This is a genomic window from Bacillus luti, from assembly GCF_001884105.1.
GTDB classification, from domain to species: domain Bacteria; phylum Bacillota; class Bacilli; order Bacillales; family Bacillaceae_G; genus Bacillus_A; species Bacillus_A luti.
Genome location: NZ_MACI01000034.1, coordinates 1 through 20,025, shown reverse-complemented (window position 1 = coordinate 20,025; position 20,025 = coordinate 1). Strand labels below are relative to the sequence as shown.

Below are 20,025 nucleotides of genomic sequence, written 5' to 3'. Positions count from 1 at the left end.
TTTGTCCGTTTACTATAAAACGCTTTCATTTTAACATGAGTAGTAAGAAGAAGATTTCAAATATATCACAATATATTAAAGGAATTGAGGGAGAACTACAATGAAAAAGATTATAAACAAACCAGAAACATTAGTAATGGAAATGTGTAACGGAATGGTTATGGCTCATCCAGAGCTTGAGCTTTTGAAAAAATATAAAGTGATTAAGAAGAAAGAAATGAACGAAAACAAAGTAACGTTAATTAGTGGCGGCGGTAGTGGTCATGAGCCAGCACATGCAGGCCTAGTCGGAAAAGGAATGTTAGATGCGGCAGTGTGCGGAGATGTGTTCGCTTCTCCTTCGCAAATTCAGGTATACCAAGCGATTAAAGAGACAGCTAGTAAAAAAGGTACGTTATTAATTATTAAAAATTATAGCGGCGATATTATGAATTTCAAAAACGGAGCGCATTTAGCGACGGAAGATGGAATTGAAGTCGACTACGTAAAAGTGGACGATGATATTGCGGTAGAAGATAGCCTGTATACAGTAGGACGCCGCGGCGTTGCGGGCGTTATTTTAGTTCATAAAATTGCCGGCGCAGCAGCGGAAGCAGGTATGGATTTAGGAGCGGTGAAAGCTGTAGCGGAAAAAGCAGCGGCTAACGTGCGCACAATCGGTTTAGCGTTAACGTCTTGTACAGTTCCAGCGAGTGGATCACCTACTTTCACACTTGCGGGAGATGAAATGGAATACGGCGTTGGTATTCACGGTGAACCAGGAATTAAACGTGAAAAAACGATGTCAGCGGATGAATTAGCGAACCGTATGACAAATGATTTAATAAAAGATTTAGGAGTAAAAGATGGCGAGGAAATCGCACTTCTAGTTAACGGTTTTGGCGGAACACCACTGCAAGAACTTTACTTATTTAACAACGCAGTTACACGAGAATTAGCTGCTAGAAACATTAAAATCAATAGAGTATTCGTTGGCAACTATATGACGAGTATCGATATGGCTGGTATGTCTTTAACAGTAATGAAATTAGATGATGAGCTAAAAACATTACTATCGAAAGAGTGCAATACACCAGCGTTTAAAGTAGATGGACCAGTTGAAAGTGTAGAGTATGTGAATGTACTTGAAGAAACAGAAGAGAAAGAAGTTTCCTTTGAAATAGAAACAGCGGAAGAGCACGCTGTTATAAAAGATAATGTTATTACATTAAACAATATGATTTATCTCGTTGATAAAATGAGCGACATTATTATTAAAAATGAAGTACCGTTCTGTGAGTTAGATACGCATGCAGGTGACGGCGATTTCGGAATGAGTGTGGCAAAAGGATTTAAGCAATTAAAACGTGAGTGGCATTCGATTGTAGAGCAAGAAAACGTAACGATTGGATCATTCCTTGACGGTTGTTCGATAATTATTATGGAACATTGCGGCGGCGCATCTGGTCCGATTTGGGGCGGTGCATTCCGCGCAGCTAGCAAAGCAGCAGGCGAAAAACGTGAGCTAACAGTGAAAGAGTTCGCTGAAATGTTGCAAGGAGCACTTCAAGGCATACAATCTATCGGTGAAAGATCATTCGGTAGAGGAGCGGTAGTTGGTGACAAAACACTTGTTGACGCACTTGCTCCATGTGTAGACTCTTGGTTAGCTAGCGCTTCAAGCGAAGTAGACATGAAAACTGCCTTTGAAAAAGGAGCAGAAGCAGCTGTTAAAGGCGCAGAGTACACGAAAGAAATCGTAGCTCGCATGGGCCGCGCTGGTACAGTTGGTGAAAGAAGTTTAGGCTATCCAGATGCAGGTGCACATGCACTTGGAGTTATCTTTACGGAGATTGCGGGTAGTTTGAAATAGGAATTAGAAGATCCCCTCTGCCTTGTGGTGGAGGGGATTTTTCTATAAGTTTGAAATGTTTTTATAGACGTATAAATAATTATTTTTAAAGTATGAAGTGATACTTTTTCATCCTGTAATGATAGATTATGTTAATTTCACATGAATACGATATACAGAAATCCGCAAGAACTGTTACCAAGACATGTTTACAAAGTATGTTGGACAAGTATAGATAAACATACAAGCAAAACAGTCTATTTTCACATTGAATATACTATCATGAATACAGGAGGTTATTGATTTTGTCGTCACATTGTGAAAATGAATTTGATTACATCGTGATTGGTGCTGGAACTGCCGGAGGGGTAATCGCAAAAAAGTTAACAGATGATAAATGTACATCCGTGCTAGTGCTTGAAGCGGGAACGAATATGGAGAATAGCAGTCCTTCTATTGCAGTAGCAGAAATTCGAGCGAATGATAATGAACTGTCTTTTAATATTCTTTCGCAAACAGAGGAACATATCGTACGTCAAATTAGATTAAGAGCAGGGAGAGTAATCGGGGGAAGTTCGCAACATAATTTTATGGCTGCAGTTCGCGGGAGCCGTGAACTTTATGATGAGTGGGCAGCTCTTGTTGGTGATCAGTGGAGTTACAACAAGATTTGTTCTTTATTTAAAAGAAATGAAAACTATAAAGGAGCATCACAAAGCCCTAACCAAAGGGGAACGGAAGGGCCTATTTTTGTTAGGCAACAAAACATACCGAGTAATGGGCTCATCCAGACTTTAGTTGAGGCAACATCTGATGTTCTAGGGATTCCAATTGAAGAGGATTATAATACTGGTATAAGAGATGTTGTACCTTTCAAAACACAACTTCTTCAACAAGAAGTAGAAGATAATATATTTATTCGATCGTCTACTGCAACTGGTTATTTAAATGAAAATATTGTAACACAAGGGGATGAGTCCAATCCGGATGAGTTTGGGGTTGGTAGGAGAAATTTGGTTATATTCGCAAAATCAACAGTAAACAAAATTCTTTTTGGGTGTAAAAAGGGTGTTAAGATTGCTGTTGGCGTTGAATATGTGAAAGACGGAGTGACACAACGGTCTTTTGCTCGAAAAGGGATTATTGTCTCAGCGGGTATTTTTTCATCGGTCATTCTACAACGTTCAGGAATCGGTAATTCGATAGATTTGGAGAAAATTGGGGTGCCAACTCTGGTAGAAAGTCCAAATGTTGGTCAAAACTTTCAAACTCAGTATTTTGCTGGAATGGGAATAGAAGTAGAAACAAACCGACTTTTACAGGTAATATCCTCTGACCCTGTACCAATAACGCTAGGTGCTTTTAAAAAAGGAGATGGACCTGGACGCCGCCTTCAATTAGTAGGATTTCCAGTATCCAATTTTGTTCCAATTCAAGACGTATTCGTTAATGGTTGGCAATTTAATCCAGAGAGACCTAGCAATGTCATGAGTATTGCAATTGCTGATCTAAACCCAAAGAGCAGGGGCACGATAACGGTAGCGCATAGTGATCCTGAAGCTTATCCGTCGATTAACTTCAATCCACTCGAAAATCCAGATGACTTAAATTTTTTAGTAGATCAATATATTGAAACTTTTAATATTATGAAGAAAGCTCGTGAATTAGATCCAGATGGTATTTATAAGGTTGTATACCCTCCTGAAAATATTTTTAATTTGCCGAATGAAGAAGAAAAGAGAAATCAGCTTGCTACTTATGTAAAGGCCTCTTATGCTAATTTTGACCATTTTGGAGGGCACTGTAGAATGGGGAGGAATATTCAAGAAGGAGTTGTAGATGGATTCCTGAATGTTTTTGGTACCCAAAATCTTAAAGTAGCTGATCTTTCTATTGCTCCTATTTTACCAGATGGCAACACTTCCATGCCTGCTCAAATGATCGGTTTAAATGCGGTACGATTTATTCGAGAGGGAAGATAAGGGATAGAAGGCATATTTGTGACACTAAGCCCTTTATAAAATAAGTTTATTAGATTGTAAGTGATGTAATTAAATAGAAGAGGCTTTTTAAATAAAAAAGATAAATCCCCTCGTTTTGTAACCACTTTTTTCACGTTTTTCTATCTTTGAAGCAGGTAATTTTCCGGATTTGATATATGTAAAGACAGTAGATGGTGCTACATTAAAAATTTCAGCTTCCTCTTTTGTCTTTACTGTAGGTCTTGTAATATACAATAAATCTTGTGTCATGAAAGGATATCTTCATAACTATTGTTTGCTAGTATTGTAGATATTTATATATCATATCAGAATCTGATTTGTATTTAAAAAAAGAATTTTGAATCATTGGCTTAGTAATAACGAAGGTTATTATGGGTATATTAATCACATAATTTGTCCCTATCAAAATGAACGTTTTTTGCATTTAATATATTGTAAATATATTTTATTTTGAAAGGATGTGATTGTATGGCTCATAAATCTACTGGAGTGTTTCGAGTTCCAGTTTCTGAAAATGGGATTATTCCAACTGCTCTCAACATTATGCTAAACAATGATTCACGCTGCCATACTAGTAATGTAACGGTAACTGTTAAGAGAAGTAGAAACACTTTTTTCCCGGTTCAAAATGAATTAGTTGAAATCTCTCGTACTTTTGTTTCTTTAGAACCAAACAGAACAACTAAGATTGTGTTGTTTACTCCAGAATTCCAAATAGAAGATTTCCTTGATGTCATCATTAGTGGAAATAAAGATGATGTTAAGGATGTTCTTGTATATTCTTTCTTAGCAGATTCAGTAGGTCATAATCTGCCATCTACTGTTTTCAGAAATGCAGAATACACTTTTGTTTGTTGACGCACTTGCTCCATGTGTAGATTCTTGGCTAGAGATCGCTTCAAACGAAGTTTAGGATATCCAGATGCAGGTGCACATGCACTTGGGGTTATCTTTACGGAGATTTCGGGTAGTTTGAAGTAGAAGTTAGAAGATCCCCTCTGCCTTATGGTGGAGGGGATTTTTATTTATAACCATCATGCTTCCAGTGAAAAAATTATTTGTTAGCCAATCTAGAAGCTGCTTCTTCAACTTCTTTATACGCATTTTGTAATACTTCATTTGGATCTAGTACTGCTGTTCCTTGTGCACGGACGATTTGATAATCTTCAATACCAAGGAAATTAAACATTGCTTTTAAATATTTATGAGAGTATTCCACGTCTGTATACCAATCATCATTTGTATAGATTCCTCCACTTGCTTGTATAACAAGCATTCTTCTTCCATCTTTAAGTAGTCCCACTGATCCAGTTTCAGTATATTTAAATGTTTCACGTGCAATCATGATATTGTCCATGTAATCTTTTAACTTTGATGGAATATTAAAATTGTGCAAAGGTAATACGATAACATACGTATTTACACTTTTAAATTGTTGTAAAATCTCGGACATACGCTCTGTTACTTTTTGTTCTTCACCAGTTAACTCTTGTCCGGTTCCTTGTTTTTCCCATGCGCTTAAAACAGTTTTATCTATCATTGGTACTACATCATCGTATAAATTAATCTGTTCAATCGTTTCATTATTAGGAATTAATTCTGTATAAGATTCTAAAAAATGGTTAAGAACTTTAATGCTGACTGATGATGTATCGTCCACTTTCGGATGTGCGTTTATGATAAGTGTTTTGTTCATTTGTATTTCCCCTTTTTAAAAGATTTTACGCTTTGATTGTCGACCAAGTTAATCGTCGATTAACTTGGTCTTTAATATAAACGCTGCAATTATTTTTGTCAAATGAAATACATACTATTCTAAACGAGCCTTTTTTTATTTGACTAAAATTCTAAATGGTCCTAAGATACAATTTGATAACCCTTAAAATAAAAAGCAGGTGATTTGTATATGCAATATAGTGTTGGGGTTGAATATGCCTTGCATTGCCTAGTTTATTTAATTAACACTCCTTCCAAGGAAAGTGTCGGAATAAAAGATTTGGCAGAGTTCCAAGGGCTTTCTGAAACATTCCTTTCAAAAGTTTTCGGTAAATTATCTAAAGCTGGCATTGTAAGTTCTGTCCCAGGTGTAAAGGGCGGGTATAGGTTAGCTAAGTCTCCAGAAGATGTTTCTTTTTGGGATGTAATAGAAGCTGTCGAAGGTCCAAAACCTATTTTTCAATGTAAAAATATTGTACAGAATGGTCTACTATATCGAGACGAGGCCGAGGCTTGCAATTCTTGTGAACCTAGCAATTCTTCTTGTACAATTAACTTAGTAATGCTTGAAGCAGAAGAACACATGCGTGAGTTTCTTCGTAAAAAGACTCTTGCATGGTTAGATAAAGAACTTGATATTGTTTTACCTGAAAAGATAAGGGTAGATACTCGTGAATACTTCAAACAAAAAAACTCTAACTAAATCGCCATGACGAATTAGTTAGAGTTTTTTTGTTTTTTAACAATATCAATCAACTTTTATTTGTTTAGTTTAAAGGGTTCTGGTGCAAAAAATATAAAACTTGTGCAATGAATCTGTAAATATTGGACATACTGATACTATTACTCTACAAAAGGGTGTGTGATCAGTCTGTTCAAAATCAAAACAATTCATTCATCAATTATTTGGATTAACAGCATAAAGAACGATTCCTGTAGAATCCTCATTGTTTTTTGGAATGTATCCTTTATTTGCACCAGAACCTTTAATCCGAATAGTGGTTTTCGTTTGAAGGGGTTGTCCTATGAATTTAAGTTGTTACTGCATTTTTTAAATTTACAAAAGAACTGATAAACCCCTATAAAAAGTATTTAAAGTAGTAACAAATAGGCACAATAATTCCAACTATAGAAAATACAATGCTTCCTAGATTAAATGCAGAAAGTTTTGCACGATGAACTTGGACCTCACCTAAATCTACTCCGCCACTAAAATGCTTATCCATAACTTTAGCAACGTTTTGTTGCTGAGTAACGAAATAAGGTATTAACCATATGCAACAGAACAAAATAATACTGCCGAAAAAGAGGGTATCAATAATAGAAGATCCCCAATTGAATGAAGTAATGACTATGATAGCAAATTCGACCACCATAACAATTATCATAGTTACTGTATACCTAGATTTCTCAGAAACGTTTTTAAATACAGTATCGTCCAGAATTTTTTCTATTTTAGCCCATATTATACTGATTAACACGATTAGGCTAATGAAGAAAATAGTAAATAAGACTTTAATTAAAAGAAATTCAAACATCACCGACACCACCTGATAATTTCTAAATTAGAATATAAAGTTACAACACTACGCGTATTAGTTATATAGGATGAGCGTTGTTGGACTTCGAACAGAATTTTTCTATTTCTGGTAAGTAAGCAGAAGCTTTTATAAAAAGAATATCTTGTCTCTTAGCAATTCATATTGTAATACAATTTGGTAGAAAATAGAATATTCAAATTTTATTAATTTTTAATAAAACAAACTTTAATAAAATTAAATAGTTACTGTATAACTATAAACATGTAACAAAAATAACGGATTAAGCAGAGGGGAATTTCACAAAGAGGAATTTTACCCGCGTTTCATCATTTTGAAAGGGTTAAAGATATGTATGTTTATAAATACGGAGAGAATAGTTCTAAAAAAAGCAACGTGATTTCCTTTAAAGATGGAATTCACGTTGCTTAATTATATTTTTTAATCTTCGTGATCAATTTCTATTGTGCCTGTTCTAGCGCTAACTTTTAAAACATTCAATAGATTGTCAGGTGTCTTGATTTCCACTTCATATTCAAATTGAGATTGTGTTAAGTTGTTATCTTCTAATTCGAATTCTTTTTTCACATTAATAATTTCCCCATTTGTATGAGCTAAAGAAATTTCACGAACTTGTTTTTCTGTGTAGTTGTCATTCTTTTTTGCATAATTGTAACCCATACCAAAGTATCCACCAACAATAGCGATACCGATTACTAAAATAGAAATTACACTTATTATTATTTTCTTTTTATGTTTTAACATTTTCATTCACTCCTTAATGATTAATCATCTATTCCAAATCTTGCTTCAAGTGCATTTTCTGCGTGCTCTAATTGATCTTCCAGTATATCTTGTTCTCTTTCTTGCGTTTGATATTGTTCAACAGTTATCGTTCCAGCGCGATAATCTGCTTCTAGCTGATTATCAGATAGATCTATTTTGTCATCTAATTGGTCAATTTCTTTTTTTGCTGCTAAGTACGTATTTAAGTCATCTTCTTTTGTTCCAACTGGTTTCGCGTTATTTGCCTTTTCTACAATAGATGAGACTTCATTTTTGAAATCTTGTATTTGCTTCGTATCATTCGTAGCAGGCTCTGTTTTAGTTGGTTCTTGTTGTAGTTGAGCAACCTCTTTTTGTAATTTATCATTTTCGACTTTTAATTGTTGTACTTCTGTATTGTTGTCAGATTGAGTAGAACAAGCTGTTAAGAATAAACAAGACATTGCTCCAATTATCATCCAGTTTCTCATTATGTTTTCCTCCCTTTAATTGAGCACCTTATCCTTGTCTTTATATTACTGAACAAACATTAAAGGAAGATTAATGTGCAAAAAAATAAAATGATATAATTAAATAGCTTCTAATCTTTCTTTAATGTTTTGGAATTATAGTGATACATATAAATAAGAAGCAAAGGAGAATGTTAATGCGAGTTCTTATTGTCGAAGATGAACAAGACTTACAAAATATATTAGTAAAACGATTACGTGCAGAACATTATAGTGTCGATGGATGTGGGAGTGGAGAAGATGCCTTAGATTATATAAGCATGGCTACTTACGACTTGATTGTGCTTGATATTATGATTCCGGGAATAGATGGTTTACAAGTATTACAAAGATTACGTGCAGACAATAATACAACTCCTGTCTTGCTTCTTACAGCTAAAGATACAATTGATGATCGCGTAAAAGGGCTCGACTTAGGTGCGGACGATTATTTAGTAAAGCCGTTTGCTTTTGATGAACTATTAGCAAGAATTCGAGTGTTAATGCGAAGAAAAACAGGAAACACATCTAATGTGTTTGAAATCGCTGACCTAGTGGTGGATTGTAATATGCATAAAGTAACAAGGGGAGACCAAGTTATCAATCTTTCCAGCAAGGAATTTGCTATTTTAGAATATATGATTCGGAATAAAGAAGTTGTGTTGACACGAGATAAAATTGAGCAACATGTGTGGAATTACGACTATGAAGGCGGCTCGAATATTATTGATGTTTACGTCCGATACCTTCGTAAAAAAATTGATAGCCAGTTTGAAACGAAGTTAATTCATACAGTACGAGGCACTGGTTACGTATTGCGAGTAGAATCATGAAAAAACTATCAATAAAAATGAAAGTAACCCTTTGGTATACGGGGTTAGTTGTAATTATTATGGCACTCGTGTTAGCTTTTATTTTAACTTCTTCAGATAAAGTTGTACTTTTTAATATGAAAAATCAATTAAAGAGCACAGTAAAAGAAAGCATTGAAGATATCAAATATAAGCATGGACAGCTAAAGATTGACGATGAGTTTGAAACTTTAGAAGATGGAGTAAATCTTCTCATTTATAGTAAGCAAGGTGAGCTACTGGCAGGCAATAGTCCGGCCGGCTTTAATAAAAAGGTATTGCTTAAATCCGATGAAATACGAACTATTAAAAATGGTAATAAAGAATGGATAGTATATGATTTTCTCCATAATGCAGGCGGCGATGAGCAAGTCTGGGTTCGTGGAATAATGACGATGAACCAATTATCATCAACGATGAATACGCTTATTGTGGTAACACTCATCTCTTTCCCATTACTTATTCTCATTGCGGCAGTGGGAGGATATTTTATTACACAAAGAGCGTTTCGACCTGTGAAACAAATGAGTGATTCAGCCAGTGAAATTGGTGATGGTAAAGACCTTTCGAAGAGGATTAATTTACAAGGTTCATCGAAAGACGAAATTTATCATTTAGCACAAACCTTTGACAACATGTTTGAGCGATTGGAGAAGTCATTCGAAAGTGAAAAACAATTTACATCTGACGCATCTCATGAATTAAGAACGCCAACATCTGTTATTATTTCGCAATGCGAATACGCCTTATCGCAGAGGAATAATCCGAAAGAAATGGAAGAATCTTTAGAAGTGATTTTAAGGCAATCAAGTAAAATGTCCTCGTTAATCTCGCAACTTTTATTATTAGCACGAGTTGACCAAGGAAAGCATGATACTTTTCAATTTGAATGTATCGATATGAGTGAATTAACGGAAATCGTTGTAGAAGAGCTTTCATTAATGGTTCAAGAAGCCTCGATTGATATAACAACAAATATAGAGGAAGACCTGTTTATTAAAGCAGATCAAACATTGATGATGCGTTTATTAATGAATTTACTAACGAATGCGATTGCTTATGGCAAAGAGAATGGTAGTGTGAATATACAACTGTACCGTGATGGAACCAACATAATGGGTAAAGTTTCCGATAATGGTATCGGCATCAGCGAGCAACATATTGCGAAAATATGGGAACGCTTCTATCGAGTTGATGCAGCACGAACATCTTCAAACAATGGAAACACAGGTTTAGGATTGTCGATGGTAAAATGGATTGTCGAACTACACGGAGGAGAAATTACCGTTGAAAGTAAATTAGGGGAAGGCAGTACTTTTACATTTAAACTACCGATTGAAAAACGTATTAATAAGTATAAGGGTTAAATTGCGATATAAAAAAACTAAAACAACGTGAATTCCTAATAACTATGGAATTCACGTTGTTTAATTATATGTTTGGAAAGAATTTAATCAATAGAGGGCATTCAAAAGGTGTTTAGTGTTTTAATAGGCTACACGAAACGAGAAAGAAGATCCTTTACAGCAGAATTTGAGGGTCTTGAATGTATTTTATTCTTTAAATTTCTCCGGTTTTTCCACTCTAAATGATTTTACTTCACCGCACTCTAAACAGAATGTGGTTAATAGTTTTGAACTCTTTCCTCCTGAAAAGAACCTACTAGGTTCATCGTCGCAAACATACGCATGATAGGCGTTTCCAACTCGCCCCTCTTTAAAATTAGTAGAACCACAATTGTCACATCTTTTATTTTTCATGTTACTAACACCTCTTTAGGTTCATATTTATTTTGCTGTATTTTTACGGTAGAAGTAAAGCAACTTAGTTATAAATGATGTTTTCGACATGATACAACATACCCCTTTATATATTCGTAAGTAAAACAATATAATACCCCTATAAATCTCTATAATAATATGATTTCCTACATATCATTTAATGTGTATCGGAAAAATAAGTATTAAAAATTGATTTTTATTATTCTGACGATTATAATGAATGAAAATCAAACAATTCTTATGTTGAGAAGTGGAGGGACTGGCCCTATGAAACTTCGGCAACCTCGTGTGAGACGAAAGGTGCCAATTCCTGCAGGTGAAGAAACACCTGAAAGATAAGAGCGGTTCAATTAGTCAAGAAGGCTACTCTTATTTGAATAAGAGTAGCTTTTTTTATGGCTAAGAGATGAAGGGGGAGTATGTAGTGGAGTATGGTTTTTGGTTACCGATTTTTGGGGGATGGCTTCGAAATGTAGATGATGAATCTATGCCGCCTACGTTTGAGTATGCAAAACAAACAGCGCAAGCGGCAGAGCAATTAGGTTTTTCAACAACACTTATTGCAGAATTAAACTTAAATGATATAAAAGGTGTGTCAGCACCAAGTTTAGAAGCGTGGACAACTGCGGCAGCACTTGCTGCAGTAACGGATCGATTAGAAATCATGACAGCTGTAAGACCCGGTTTTCACAATCCAGCAGTTACAGCGAAAATGGCAGCGAATATTGATCAATTAAGTAATGGCCGTTTTACATTGAATGTAGTTTCAGCATGGTGGGAAGAAGAAGCGAGGCAGTATGGCGGAGTATTTACCGCACATGATGAAAGATATGATCGCACAGAGGAATTTGTAACAATTTTGAAGGAACTTTGGAAAGAAGAAGAGTTTTCTTATAAAGGGGACTTTTATGAGCTTCATCATACACATTTAAGTCCAAAACCGGTGCAGAAACAAGGCATTAAGCTTTATGCAGGTGGTGAGAGTGAGAGAGGAAAAGAGGTCATTGTAAATCACGTGGATGCATATGTAATGCACGGGGGAACAGTGGAAGAAGTATCTGTGAAAATAGAAGATATGAAGAATCGTAGAAAGAAAGTCACAGAGGAGCCATTACAGTCATTCGGGCTTGCGGCTTACGTCATTTGTCGTGATACAGAAGAAGAGGCACTAGAAGAATGGAGACGCATAACGGATGTGAAAGACGATGCTTTAGGTTATGCGGGTTACCAAGACTTTATTAGTAAATCGCATTTGGAACAGCAAGTGAAGCTGAATGATTATTCCGTATCTAATCGCGGGTTACGTCCTAATTTAATTGGAACACCAGAGCAAATTGCAGAAAGGATACTCGCTTTTGAAAAAGTGGGTGTTACTTTATTACTTTTACAATTTTCGCCACAGCTTGAAGAGATGAAACGATTTTCTGAAAAAGTGATGCCATTAGTTGAAGCAAAAAGAAAGGAATTGATTACAAATGAGTAAAATTTACATATTACATGAGAATAAGGAATGGACGGATCATTTGGTGAAAAGGTTGGAAGAACTGGAGTTACCGTATGAGGAATGGTTTTTAAATGAAGGAACACTTCCGTTAGAACAAGAGCCTCCCCAAGGTGTTTTTTATAGCCGCATGAGTGCCTCTTCACATACGAGAGGACATCGATATGCACCTGAATTGACTGAAGGTGTTCTTGCTTGGCTAGAGGGATACGGGCGAACAGTATTTAACGGGTCTCGAGCGTTACGCCTTGAAGTAAGTAAATTAAATCAATATGCAGCATTAAGAAAATTTGGGATACAAGTGCCGAAAACAATTGGTGCTGTTGGCCGTGATCATATAGTAAAAGCAGCAAGGGAGTTAGGGGAAGTACCGTTCATTACAAAGCATAACCGCGCAGGTAAAGGCCTTGGTGTTCAACTGTTTCATTCCATTAATGCTTTAGAACAATATTTGGACGGTCCGGCGTTTGAAGAACCGATTGATGGAATTACTTTAATCCAGCAATATATTGAAGCGCCAGAACCATATATTACACGTTGTGAGTTTGTAGGTGGCCAGTTTGTATATGCAGTTAAAGTAGATACATCAGAAGGATTCGAGCTTTGTCCAGCAGATGTATGCTCGATTCAAGATGCTTTTTGCCCAGTAGGAGAAGAGAGTAAGAAAGGGACGTCAACAAAATTTGAAATTATATCGGACTTCCACGAGCCAATCATTGAACAGTACAAAGAATTTTTGAAAGAAAATGAAATTACTGTTGCTGGTATTGAATTTATTCGCAGCTCGGATGGAACAATTTATACGTATGATATTAATACAAACACAAACTATAATTCTGATGCAGAGTCTGTAGCGAGTCAATTTGGCATGCTTGAGCTTGCTAAATTCCTTGGAATAGAATTAGAAAAACAAGTAGAATCAGTTAAATAATAGATAAGGTTCTAGTGAAAATCCTTTTTTAGTTATAGTGGTCGTATGGCCAAGTTCTGATGGTTTTTACACTAGAACGAAAAGTATAAGAAGTAGCCCAAGTTTCAATGAGGAACTTGGGCTGTTTGTATGTTGTATTTCTCTTTTATATATATTCGCAACTAAAGTAGCACAATATCCCTATAACAATTAGAATAAGAAAACGTAACAATCAAATCATTTCTGAACTGTTGATTTTGTTTTGATTGCCGATATACTTACTCTCCATCCAGCCATTTTTGGGTATGTTCGATAAACCGTTTTGCAGCTGGTAATGCGTGTTTAATTGAAGTGAGCGACAGTCCAAGTGATCGTGTAGGTCTGTCTTCCAATTCTACAATCGTAACATTTTCGCTTTGTCCTTGTAATGCAAGTTCAGACATGACACTGATCCCAAGTGCATTCTCCACCATCGCGACAATTACATGATCATCGCCGGTTTCAAATTGAATATTGAGATGAACCCGAGCCGTTTCTAATACTTTCCTAACATCGTAACCGCACGAAGAAGCAGGCATAATAAAAGGCACTTTCTCAAGCTGAGCATACCGAATCGTGGATTGTTTACTTAACGGGTGATCTTTAGGGAGTACACATAGCATTCGATCTTTTCTTAGTGGGATAGATTCTAGATGGCTTGAAGACGGTAGTGACATAAAACCTAAGTCAATCACTCCTTGTTGAATCCACGTTTCAATCGTGCCATAATCTCCTTCCATTAATTTGATTTCAATTCGAGGGTGTTCCAAGTGAAATCGATGTATGATTGCAGGCAGCCAGTGAGTGGACACGCTTGTAAAGGTGCCAATGCGCAAGGTTCCCGCCTCTATGCCATTAATCTCTGCAACAGCTTGCTTCAGTCGCTCATTATGGTTTACTATTTCACGAACATGCGTTAAAACACGGTTCCCATTTTCCGTTAATCGAATACCTGTTTTATTCCGAGAAAGCAGTTGAAACCCATACTCTAATTCAAGACTCTTGATCGCATGGCTGACACCTGACTGAGTTACATTCAGTGCTTCTGCTGCTCTTGATAAATTTCCCATTTCAACCGTCTTCAGAAAAATTTCTAACTTAGTCAGACTCATCGAATCTCCTACTTTCTTATGTATGAATTTTGTTCAAGTATAGCATTAAATATATTCAATTTACTAATACTTCAATCACAATTATACTATGTACATAAATCTGAAAAGGGGAACTAAAAATGAAACCTATAAAAGCTGATTTTATGATCTTAGTTGTTACAATGACCTGGGGTTCTTCCTATCTTTTTATGAAAGTCGGATTGGAAACTGTTCCTTCATTTTCTCTTGTTGCATTACGCTTTGGTATTGCTTTTTTGGTTTGTGTCGCTGTTTTTTGTAAACAATTTCGTTCAATTCATTTTGTTACTCTAAGATATGGTTTTATTCTGGGGTTTTTACTATTTGTGGTATCTTCTTCAGTCATCTTAGGTTTAAAAACAACATCAGCTTCAAATGCCGGTTTTCTAGCCAGTTTGACGGTAATCTTTATTCCTTTATTATCTATCGTTCTGTTCAAAGATCGACTAAGTTATAGACTAATCATTAGTTCCCTTGTTGCAATGACAGGTATTGGTTTACTGACTTTGAATAATCAATTAACACTAAATTCTGGAGATTTACTCTGTATACTCGCCGCTTTCTTTTATGCTTTTCATATTATTGTCACCGGGAGGGCGGCTAAAGTTGCCAATACATTGCAGCTTGGTATTCTTCAATTGGGATTTGCAGGAGGCTTTGGCATACTCTTTACCCTGATTTTCGAAAAGCCGCAACTTCCATCCACTAAAGAAAGTTGGATCGCTGTACTGGTGTTAAGCATTGTCTGCAGTGCTTTTGCCTACATTATTCAGGCGATGGCGCAGAAATACACAACACCGACACATACAGGACTCATCTTTTCATTAGAACCTGTATTTTCTGCAATATTCGCTTACCTGTTCATGAACGAAGTATTGCCACTCAAAGGGTATATTGGAGCATTGCTTATTCTTAGTGGTGTTATACTAGCTGAGATAAAAGTGAAGCGAAAACATTCATTTAAAGTAAAAAAGAGAGACGTGAAATGTACAGAGTAGTACCACTGAGTGAAGTTTCGCTTTATTCCAATGATTTTTGAATGTTATATTCTCTTATTATTTATGTATTTACAAATAAAACAGCATAATATCACCATGAACTCCTATAACAATATGAATTTTTGCATATTTTAAAATTTAATATATCCCCTAAAAACTTTTAATTGTATAATGTGTCTTGTCATAGTCTTTTAGATTTTTCGACAAAAAACCACAAAAATAGAAGACGTATTGGGAGAAGACACTATGTACACAAAACTATTAAAATCAATTACATCATTATCACTTATAGGTGGTGCTTTATTATATACAAATGGCAGTGATGTGAAGGCTGCTGAAGCAGGTGTTTTTTCTGATGTGCCGACATCGCATTGGTCGTATCCAGCGATTAAAGATTTGGCGAGTAAAAATATTATTTCAGGTTATGGAAATGGGATATTTGGTTTTGGAGATGTTGCGACGAGGGAGCAAGTAGCGGCTTTAGTGTATCGTGTTATGCTTCCGAATAAACAAGGTGGAAATTTTAGTAGCAATAATTCTCTTTATATATTAAAAGATGGATCTAAGTTTAATAATCCTTATGGCGATATTAACCAAAACTCTACGATGTTCCCTGAGGAAATTTTAATGTTAACGAATGCAGGGGTATTTAAAGGGGATGAGAAAGGGAACTTTAGACCGAAAGCTCCTGTGAATCGTGCAGAAATGGCGCAAATTCTTACAAATGCTTTCCATCTTTCAGCGACACAAAAACATACATTTAGCGATGTTCCAAACGATTTTTGGGGCGGAAATGCGATTAGCGCCGTGCAGTCAAACGGGATTGCATCTGGTACAGGTGAAGGGAAATTTGAGCCATATGGTGTGGTAAAACGTGAACAATATGCGCAGTTTTTATATAATACTTTGAACTATAAAAAGCCTGCGGTTGCGGTGCAAGATACAGGGGATGCGGCGTTATTAGCAGCATTTAAAGGGGATGTACAAAAGCGTATTAATGCATACGAAACGGACATTACAATTCCATATAAAACGAAAAATAGTAATTCAAAAGAAGTGATGAATACACTTTTTAACGCGTATAAAGAAGTGGCAAGTAAAAATGAGTATACAAATTATAATAGATCGAATGTTTCATACGGCATTTCTGGATCGCCTGGAAATTATACCTTTACGTTAAAGATTACATATCGCGAAACGAAAGAGCAAACGGAATATGTAATGAAACAAGCGAAGGCAATTGTCTCTTCTATTATTCAAGTAGGGATGGATGATCACGAGAAAGTGAAGGCGATTCATGATTATGTCGTAAAACATGTTTCTTATGATACGTCTTATAAAGCTTACACAGCATATGAAGCACTCGTAAATCGTTCTGCGGTTTGCCAAGGTTACGCACTATTAACCTATCAATTATTAAAAGAAGCCGGTATTGAAAATCATTTCGTAACAGGAACTGGTGATGGACAACCTCATGCTTGGAATATAGTGAAAATCGAAAACAAATGGTATCACCTCGATACAACATTTGATGATCCAGTGCCAGATGAACAAGGGCGCGTAACTTATTCATATTTCAACTTATCTGATGAGCAAATTGCAAGAAATCATGAGTGGAACAGAAGTGATTATCCGCAAGCTACAACGAACTATTATGGTACATTAACAAATAAAATTGCGGCAGGTAGCACAAAAACTCCTGTATATCAGCAAATATTAAAAGATACAAAGTTAAACTATTTAGGAAATGAATACATCGCAAATAACTATAATGAATTAAAAAATAAAATGCAGCAGCGTTATAGTGCCAAGCCAGAAAAGATAGAAGTGCTTTATAAGCAATCAATGAACGGTGCACTGCAAGATGTGAAAAAGGCAATTGGAGAAATCGGTTATCCGAAAGGATCCAACCGTGTTTCTTATAAAGCGGAGCCGTATAATGCGAAAGAAGGGTATTCTTTAGTGACGATTACGTTTATGTATTGATAATGAAAAAAGCACCTATTTTAGGTGCTTTTTTATTATTTTAGTTCGACAAAACGTGACAAAAGAACATAACTATATCTGTTATGATGACTTTGATAATTTTACATTTTGGAGGATTAATAATGAACAAAAAGAAGATTTTTGCTGCGCTAATAGGAATTGTAGTTTTACTTGTGATTATTAATGTAGTTGTTACGAAAGGGAAAACGGCATCAACTAGTGAAAAAATGTACACGGAGAAAGAGTACAATAAATTAGTAGATGAGCATTTTGAAGAAACGCAAAAGCTAAAAAGTGATAAGAGTGTATTAGAAACTGAAAATAAATCTCTTGATGCACAAGTTAAGAAGTTAAAAGATGAATTAGCGAAAAAAGAGCAACAAGTAGCACAGCAACCAGTTCAACAAGAACAACCAAAGCAAGAACCACAACAACCAGCCCCACAGCCGGAAAAGAAAGAAGAGCCTAAACCAGAGCAACCTACAGGCGCATTTGCAAATCCTGTGAAAAGTATAAATAAAACAGATGCAATGAACAAAGTGAAAGAAAAAGCGAAGCAAGATTTCCAAAATGATTATATGACGCAAAACTTTGTTGCAGATGAACAATCAAAAGCATTTGATTTCTTAAACGGTATTGAAATTAAATCACAAGAAGAATTGAATGTGATGAAGAATGCATTGAAAGATTTTCCGAATGACTTTATGACAGCGAAGTTTGTTTATGAAGAGCAAATGAAGGCGAAGAATAAGCAAGGGTAATACAAAAACGCTATCTTTTAAAAAGGTAGCGTTTTTTTGTTATGAGTTATAAAGTTATTCCTGCATTTGACATATGCAGTCTAACCTTGAAGCTAAGATTATGGGATAAGCAAGGACTTTTAGGTGTCATCGCTGCTATTGTCCTCTTGTTAATCGCTGCATGGACTACAAAAATACCTCATACAGACGACCAGTATAACTAAACTATTGTATTTCTCAATAAACAAAAACAACTTAACATAGTAAAATAATAGTTGGATGGGAGTCCGATACATATTATTAAAATTAAGATGGTTCAAGTCGGAGGAAGGCACCTTAGGGTGTCTTTTTCTTTTTGCTAAATGAGAGTTTTGCCTTAAAGAAGATATATTTTCAATGGATGATTACCATGAGTATATAGATAAAGTTCATCCATATATTTGTAGAAAGGAGGAATTCAAATGAAGAGAGATGATAATAAGATTGGTCACTTTATATCCGAAAAAGGGAAGGAAGATTTTCAAATTGCCTACGATGAATCAATGGCACTCCTTCCAAAACCTAACGAAACGAAAGATATAAAGACTAAATATGGCACAATTCGTGCTTATTACTTTACTAAAGAAGAAAACAAACATAAGGAACCAATACTCTTACTCCCTGGACGCGGTGCATCTACTCCAATGTGGGTACCCAATTTAGAAGGGTTAAGGGAGAAAAGGCCTGTTTATACGATAGACTTACTCGGTGAACCTGGAATGAGTATGCAAACGAAGGTGATTGAAAACCAAAAACAACAAGCAGAATGGCTAAATGAAGTAATTGAAGGATTAGGTTTAGAAAAAGTGCATATCGTGGGTGTCTCCATTGGAGGTTGGACAACAATGAACTTGGCTAGATATAATCCTGAGCATATTGCTACGGCTAGTTTATTGGACCCAGTCTTTGTATTTGCGCAAATATCCATAAAGATGATTCTAGCATCTATTCCAGCTTCCGTTCCTATTGTACCTAAGTTTATAAGAGAAAAGATGTTAAGCTATGTTTCTGGAGGAGCAGAAATAAATGACGATGAGCCGATCGCTAAGTTAATCGAATCGGGTATGCGTAACTATAAACTGAAAACGCCAGCGCCTGATCTATTTAGTAAAGAAGACTTAAAAAATATCAATATTCCAGTACTTGCATTAATGGCTGAAAAAAGTACAATGCACAATTCGGAAAAAGCAGTTGAAACTGGGAAAAAATATGTGAAAGATATTGATATAGTTAATTGGAAAAATGCATCTCACGCAATCAATGGTGAGTTCTCTAACGAGGTTAATGCTAGAATCCTTGATTTTGTAGAAAAGCATTCTAATGATAACTAAGTTGAAAATGGGAAATAAGTTGTAATGACAATTTTACTTCTTCTATTTTCATGAATATGTATAATTACATAAAATTTCAGAGAAAAAGAGAGTATACTTTCATATTGTGTAATAAAGATAAAGCCCGCCTACGGAAATAGGCGAGCTTTTTTAACATATAAAGAAAAGACAACCTTTAAGGTGCCTTCCTTCGAGTTGAAATATTTTACGTATATTACTTTACTAGGTTAAGTTTTGTGATGATTATCTCTTTTAATTTAACGTATTATCCGAAAGAAGTCTCTCTCCTCAGGCGTGTGAAAGACGATAGTCTAGCGGCAGGTGGGAGATAAATTTCGGTTTGGCGTAGCCAAACAT

At 35.6% G+C, this 20,025-nt stretch carries 18 protein-coding genes, 1 pseudogene and 1 riboswitch; of the genes and pseudogenes, 12 read left to right on the top strand and 7 right to left on the bottom strand.

The annotated features are described in order from the left end of the window. Nucleotides 1–100: 100 nt before the first annotated feature. Both dhaK and BAQ48_RS08255 read left to right on the top strand, forming a co-directional pair. A complete protein-coding gene (dhaK, locus tag BAQ48_RS08260; RefSeq protein WP_071710696.1) occupies nucleotides 101–1,852 on the top strand; it encodes a dihydroxyacetone kinase subunit DhaK in 1,752 nt (583 codons plus the stop codon). Nucleotides 1,853–2,136: 284 nt separating this feature from the next. Continuing rightward, on the top strand, nucleotides 2,137–3,813 hold the full coding sequence (locus BAQ48_RS08255) for a GMC family oxidoreductase (protein ID WP_071710695.1): 1,677 nt from the start codon (nucleotides 2,137–2,139) through the stop codon (nucleotides 3,811–3,813). An 11-nt stretch (nucleotides 3,814–3,824) separates the two neighbouring features. On the opposite strand, the pseudogene BAQ48_RS08250 reads toward BAQ48_RS08255, so the two are convergent. Continuing rightward, nucleotides 3,825–4,041, bottom strand: a pseudogene (locus tag BAQ48_RS08250) (helix-turn-helix domain-containing protein); the annotation flags it as partial. 261 nt (nucleotides 4,042–4,302) lie between these two features. Between BAQ48_RS08250 and BAQ48_RS08245 the strand changes: the two are divergent. Continuing rightward, nucleotides 4,303–4,692, top strand: a complete 390-nt coding sequence (locus tag BAQ48_RS08245) for a hypothetical protein (RefSeq protein WP_071710693.1) — start codon at nucleotides 4,303–4,305, stop codon at nucleotides 4,690–4,692. A gap of 196 nt (nucleotides 4,693–4,888) precedes the next feature. On the opposite strand, the gene BAQ48_RS08240 is transcribed toward BAQ48_RS08245, so the two are convergent. Next, on the bottom strand, nucleotides 4,889–5,530 hold the full coding sequence (locus BAQ48_RS08240; RefSeq protein ID WP_071710692.1) for an FMN-dependent NADH-azoreductase: 642 nt from the start codon (nucleotides 5,528–5,530) through the stop codon (nucleotides 4,889–4,891). Nucleotides 5,531–5,740: 210 nt separating this feature from the next. On the opposite strand from BAQ48_RS08240, the gene BAQ48_RS08235 reads away from it, so the two are divergent. After that, entirely contained in the window at nucleotides 5,741–6,253 is a 513-nt protein-coding gene (locus tag BAQ48_RS08235; protein WP_071710691.1) for an RrF2 family transcriptional regulator, read from the top strand. Nucleotides 6,254–6,629: 376 nt separating this feature from the next. Here the strand turns inward: BAQ48_RS08235 and BAQ48_RS08230 are convergent, their stop codons facing one another. The 3 genes from BAQ48_RS08230 to BAQ48_RS08220 form a co-directional block, all read right to left on the bottom strand. Further along, nucleotides 6,630–7,088 carry a hypothetical protein gene (locus tag BAQ48_RS08230; protein WP_000461403.1) on the bottom strand — a complete coding sequence of 153 codons (459 nt, stop codon included), beginning with the start codon at nucleotides 7,086–7,088 and terminating at the stop codon, nucleotides 6,630–6,632. A gap of 441 nt (nucleotides 7,089–7,529) precedes the next feature. Further along, entirely contained in the window at nucleotides 7,530–7,853 is a 324-nt protein-coding gene (locus tag BAQ48_RS08225) for a PepSY domain-containing protein (protein ID WP_071710690.1), read from the bottom strand. A gap of 20 nt (nucleotides 7,854–7,873) precedes the next feature. Beyond that, the gene (locus BAQ48_RS08220; RefSeq protein ID WP_071710689.1) at nucleotides 7,874–8,344 is read right to left on the bottom strand and encodes a SadB/YajI family lipoprotein; all 471 of its coding nucleotides are present in this window, start codon (nucleotides 8,342–8,344) and stop codon (nucleotides 7,874–7,876) included. Nucleotides 8,345–8,520: 176 nt separating this feature from the next. Between BAQ48_RS08220 and BAQ48_RS08215 the strand changes: the two genes are divergently transcribed. Both BAQ48_RS08215 and BAQ48_RS08210 read left to right on the top strand, forming a co-directional pair. Further along, nucleotides 8,521–9,195 (top strand): response regulator transcription factor, encoded by a 675-nt coding sequence (locus BAQ48_RS08215; RefSeq protein WP_071710688.1) that lies wholly within the window; start codon nucleotides 8,521–8,523, stop codon nucleotides 9,193–9,195. After that, on the top strand, nucleotides 9,192–10,580 hold the full coding sequence (locus BAQ48_RS08210; protein ID WP_071710687.1) for a sensor histidine kinase: 1,389 nt from the start codon (nucleotides 9,192–9,194) through the stop codon (nucleotides 10,578–10,580). Before BAQ48_RS08215 ends, BAQ48_RS08210 begins: the two co-directional genes overlap by 4 nt. A 186-nt stretch (nucleotides 10,581–10,766) precedes the next feature. Here BAQ48_RS08210 and BAQ48_RS08205 read toward each other — a convergent pair whose 3' ends face one another. After that, entirely contained in the window at nucleotides 10,767–10,973 is a 207-nt protein-coding gene (locus BAQ48_RS08205; protein WP_071710686.1) for a hypothetical protein, read from the bottom strand. Between the two features lie 256 nt (nucleotides 10,974–11,229). Further along, nucleotides 11,230–11,336, top strand: a riboswitch (SAM riboswitch). Between the two features lie 82 nt (nucleotides 11,337–11,418). Between BAQ48_RS08205 and BAQ48_RS08200 the strand changes: the two genes are divergently transcribed. Both BAQ48_RS08200 and BAQ48_RS08195 read left to right on the top strand, forming a co-directional pair. Then, nucleotides 11,419–12,477, top strand: coding sequence for an LLM class flavin-dependent oxidoreductase (locus BAQ48_RS08200; RefSeq protein ID WP_071710685.1), 1,059 nt, complete (start codon nucleotides 11,419–11,421; stop codon nucleotides 12,475–12,477). Then, a complete protein-coding gene (locus tag BAQ48_RS08195) occupies nucleotides 12,470–13,426 on the top strand; it encodes an ATP-grasp domain-containing protein (protein WP_071710684.1) in 957 nt (318 codons plus the stop codon). The genes BAQ48_RS08200 and BAQ48_RS08195 overlap by 8 nt, the downstream gene beginning before the upstream one ends. A gap of 257 nt (nucleotides 13,427–13,683) precedes the next feature. Here the strand turns inward: BAQ48_RS08195 and BAQ48_RS08190 are convergent, their stop codons facing one another. Further along, a complete protein-coding gene (locus BAQ48_RS08190) occupies nucleotides 13,684–14,556 on the bottom strand; it encodes a LysR family transcriptional regulator (RefSeq protein ID WP_071710683.1) in 873 nt (290 codons plus the stop codon). Nucleotides 14,557–14,675: 119 nt separating this feature from the next. Between BAQ48_RS08190 and BAQ48_RS08185 the strand changes: the two genes are divergently transcribed. The 4 genes from BAQ48_RS08185 to BAQ48_RS08170 all read left to right on the top strand — a co-directional run bounded on the left by BAQ48_RS08185 (nucleotide 14,676) and on the right by BAQ48_RS08170 (nucleotide 19,668). Continuing rightward, nucleotides 14,676–15,572: a DMT family transporter gene (locus BAQ48_RS08185; RefSeq protein ID WP_071710682.1), complete on the top strand. Its 897-nt coding sequence runs from the start codon at nucleotides 14,676–14,678 to the stop codon at nucleotides 15,570–15,572. Nucleotides 15,573–15,818: 246 nt separating this feature from the next. Further along, on the top strand, nucleotides 15,819–17,558 hold the full coding sequence (locus BAQ48_RS08180; RefSeq protein WP_071710681.1) for an S-layer homology domain-containing protein: 1,740 nt from the start codon (nucleotides 15,819–15,821) through the stop codon (nucleotides 17,556–17,558). Nucleotides 17,559–17,680: 122 nt separating this feature from the next. Next, nucleotides 17,681–18,319, top strand: coding sequence for a hypothetical protein (locus BAQ48_RS08175; RefSeq protein WP_071710680.1), 639 nt, complete (start codon nucleotides 17,681–17,683; stop codon nucleotides 18,317–18,319). 440 nt (nucleotides 18,320–18,759) lie between these two features. Beyond that, nucleotides 18,760–19,668 (top strand): alpha/beta fold hydrolase, encoded by a 909-nt coding sequence (locus tag BAQ48_RS08170; RefSeq protein WP_071710679.1) that lies wholly within the window; start codon nucleotides 18,760–18,762, stop codon nucleotides 19,666–19,668. Nucleotides 19,669–20,025 lie beyond the last annotated feature (357 nt).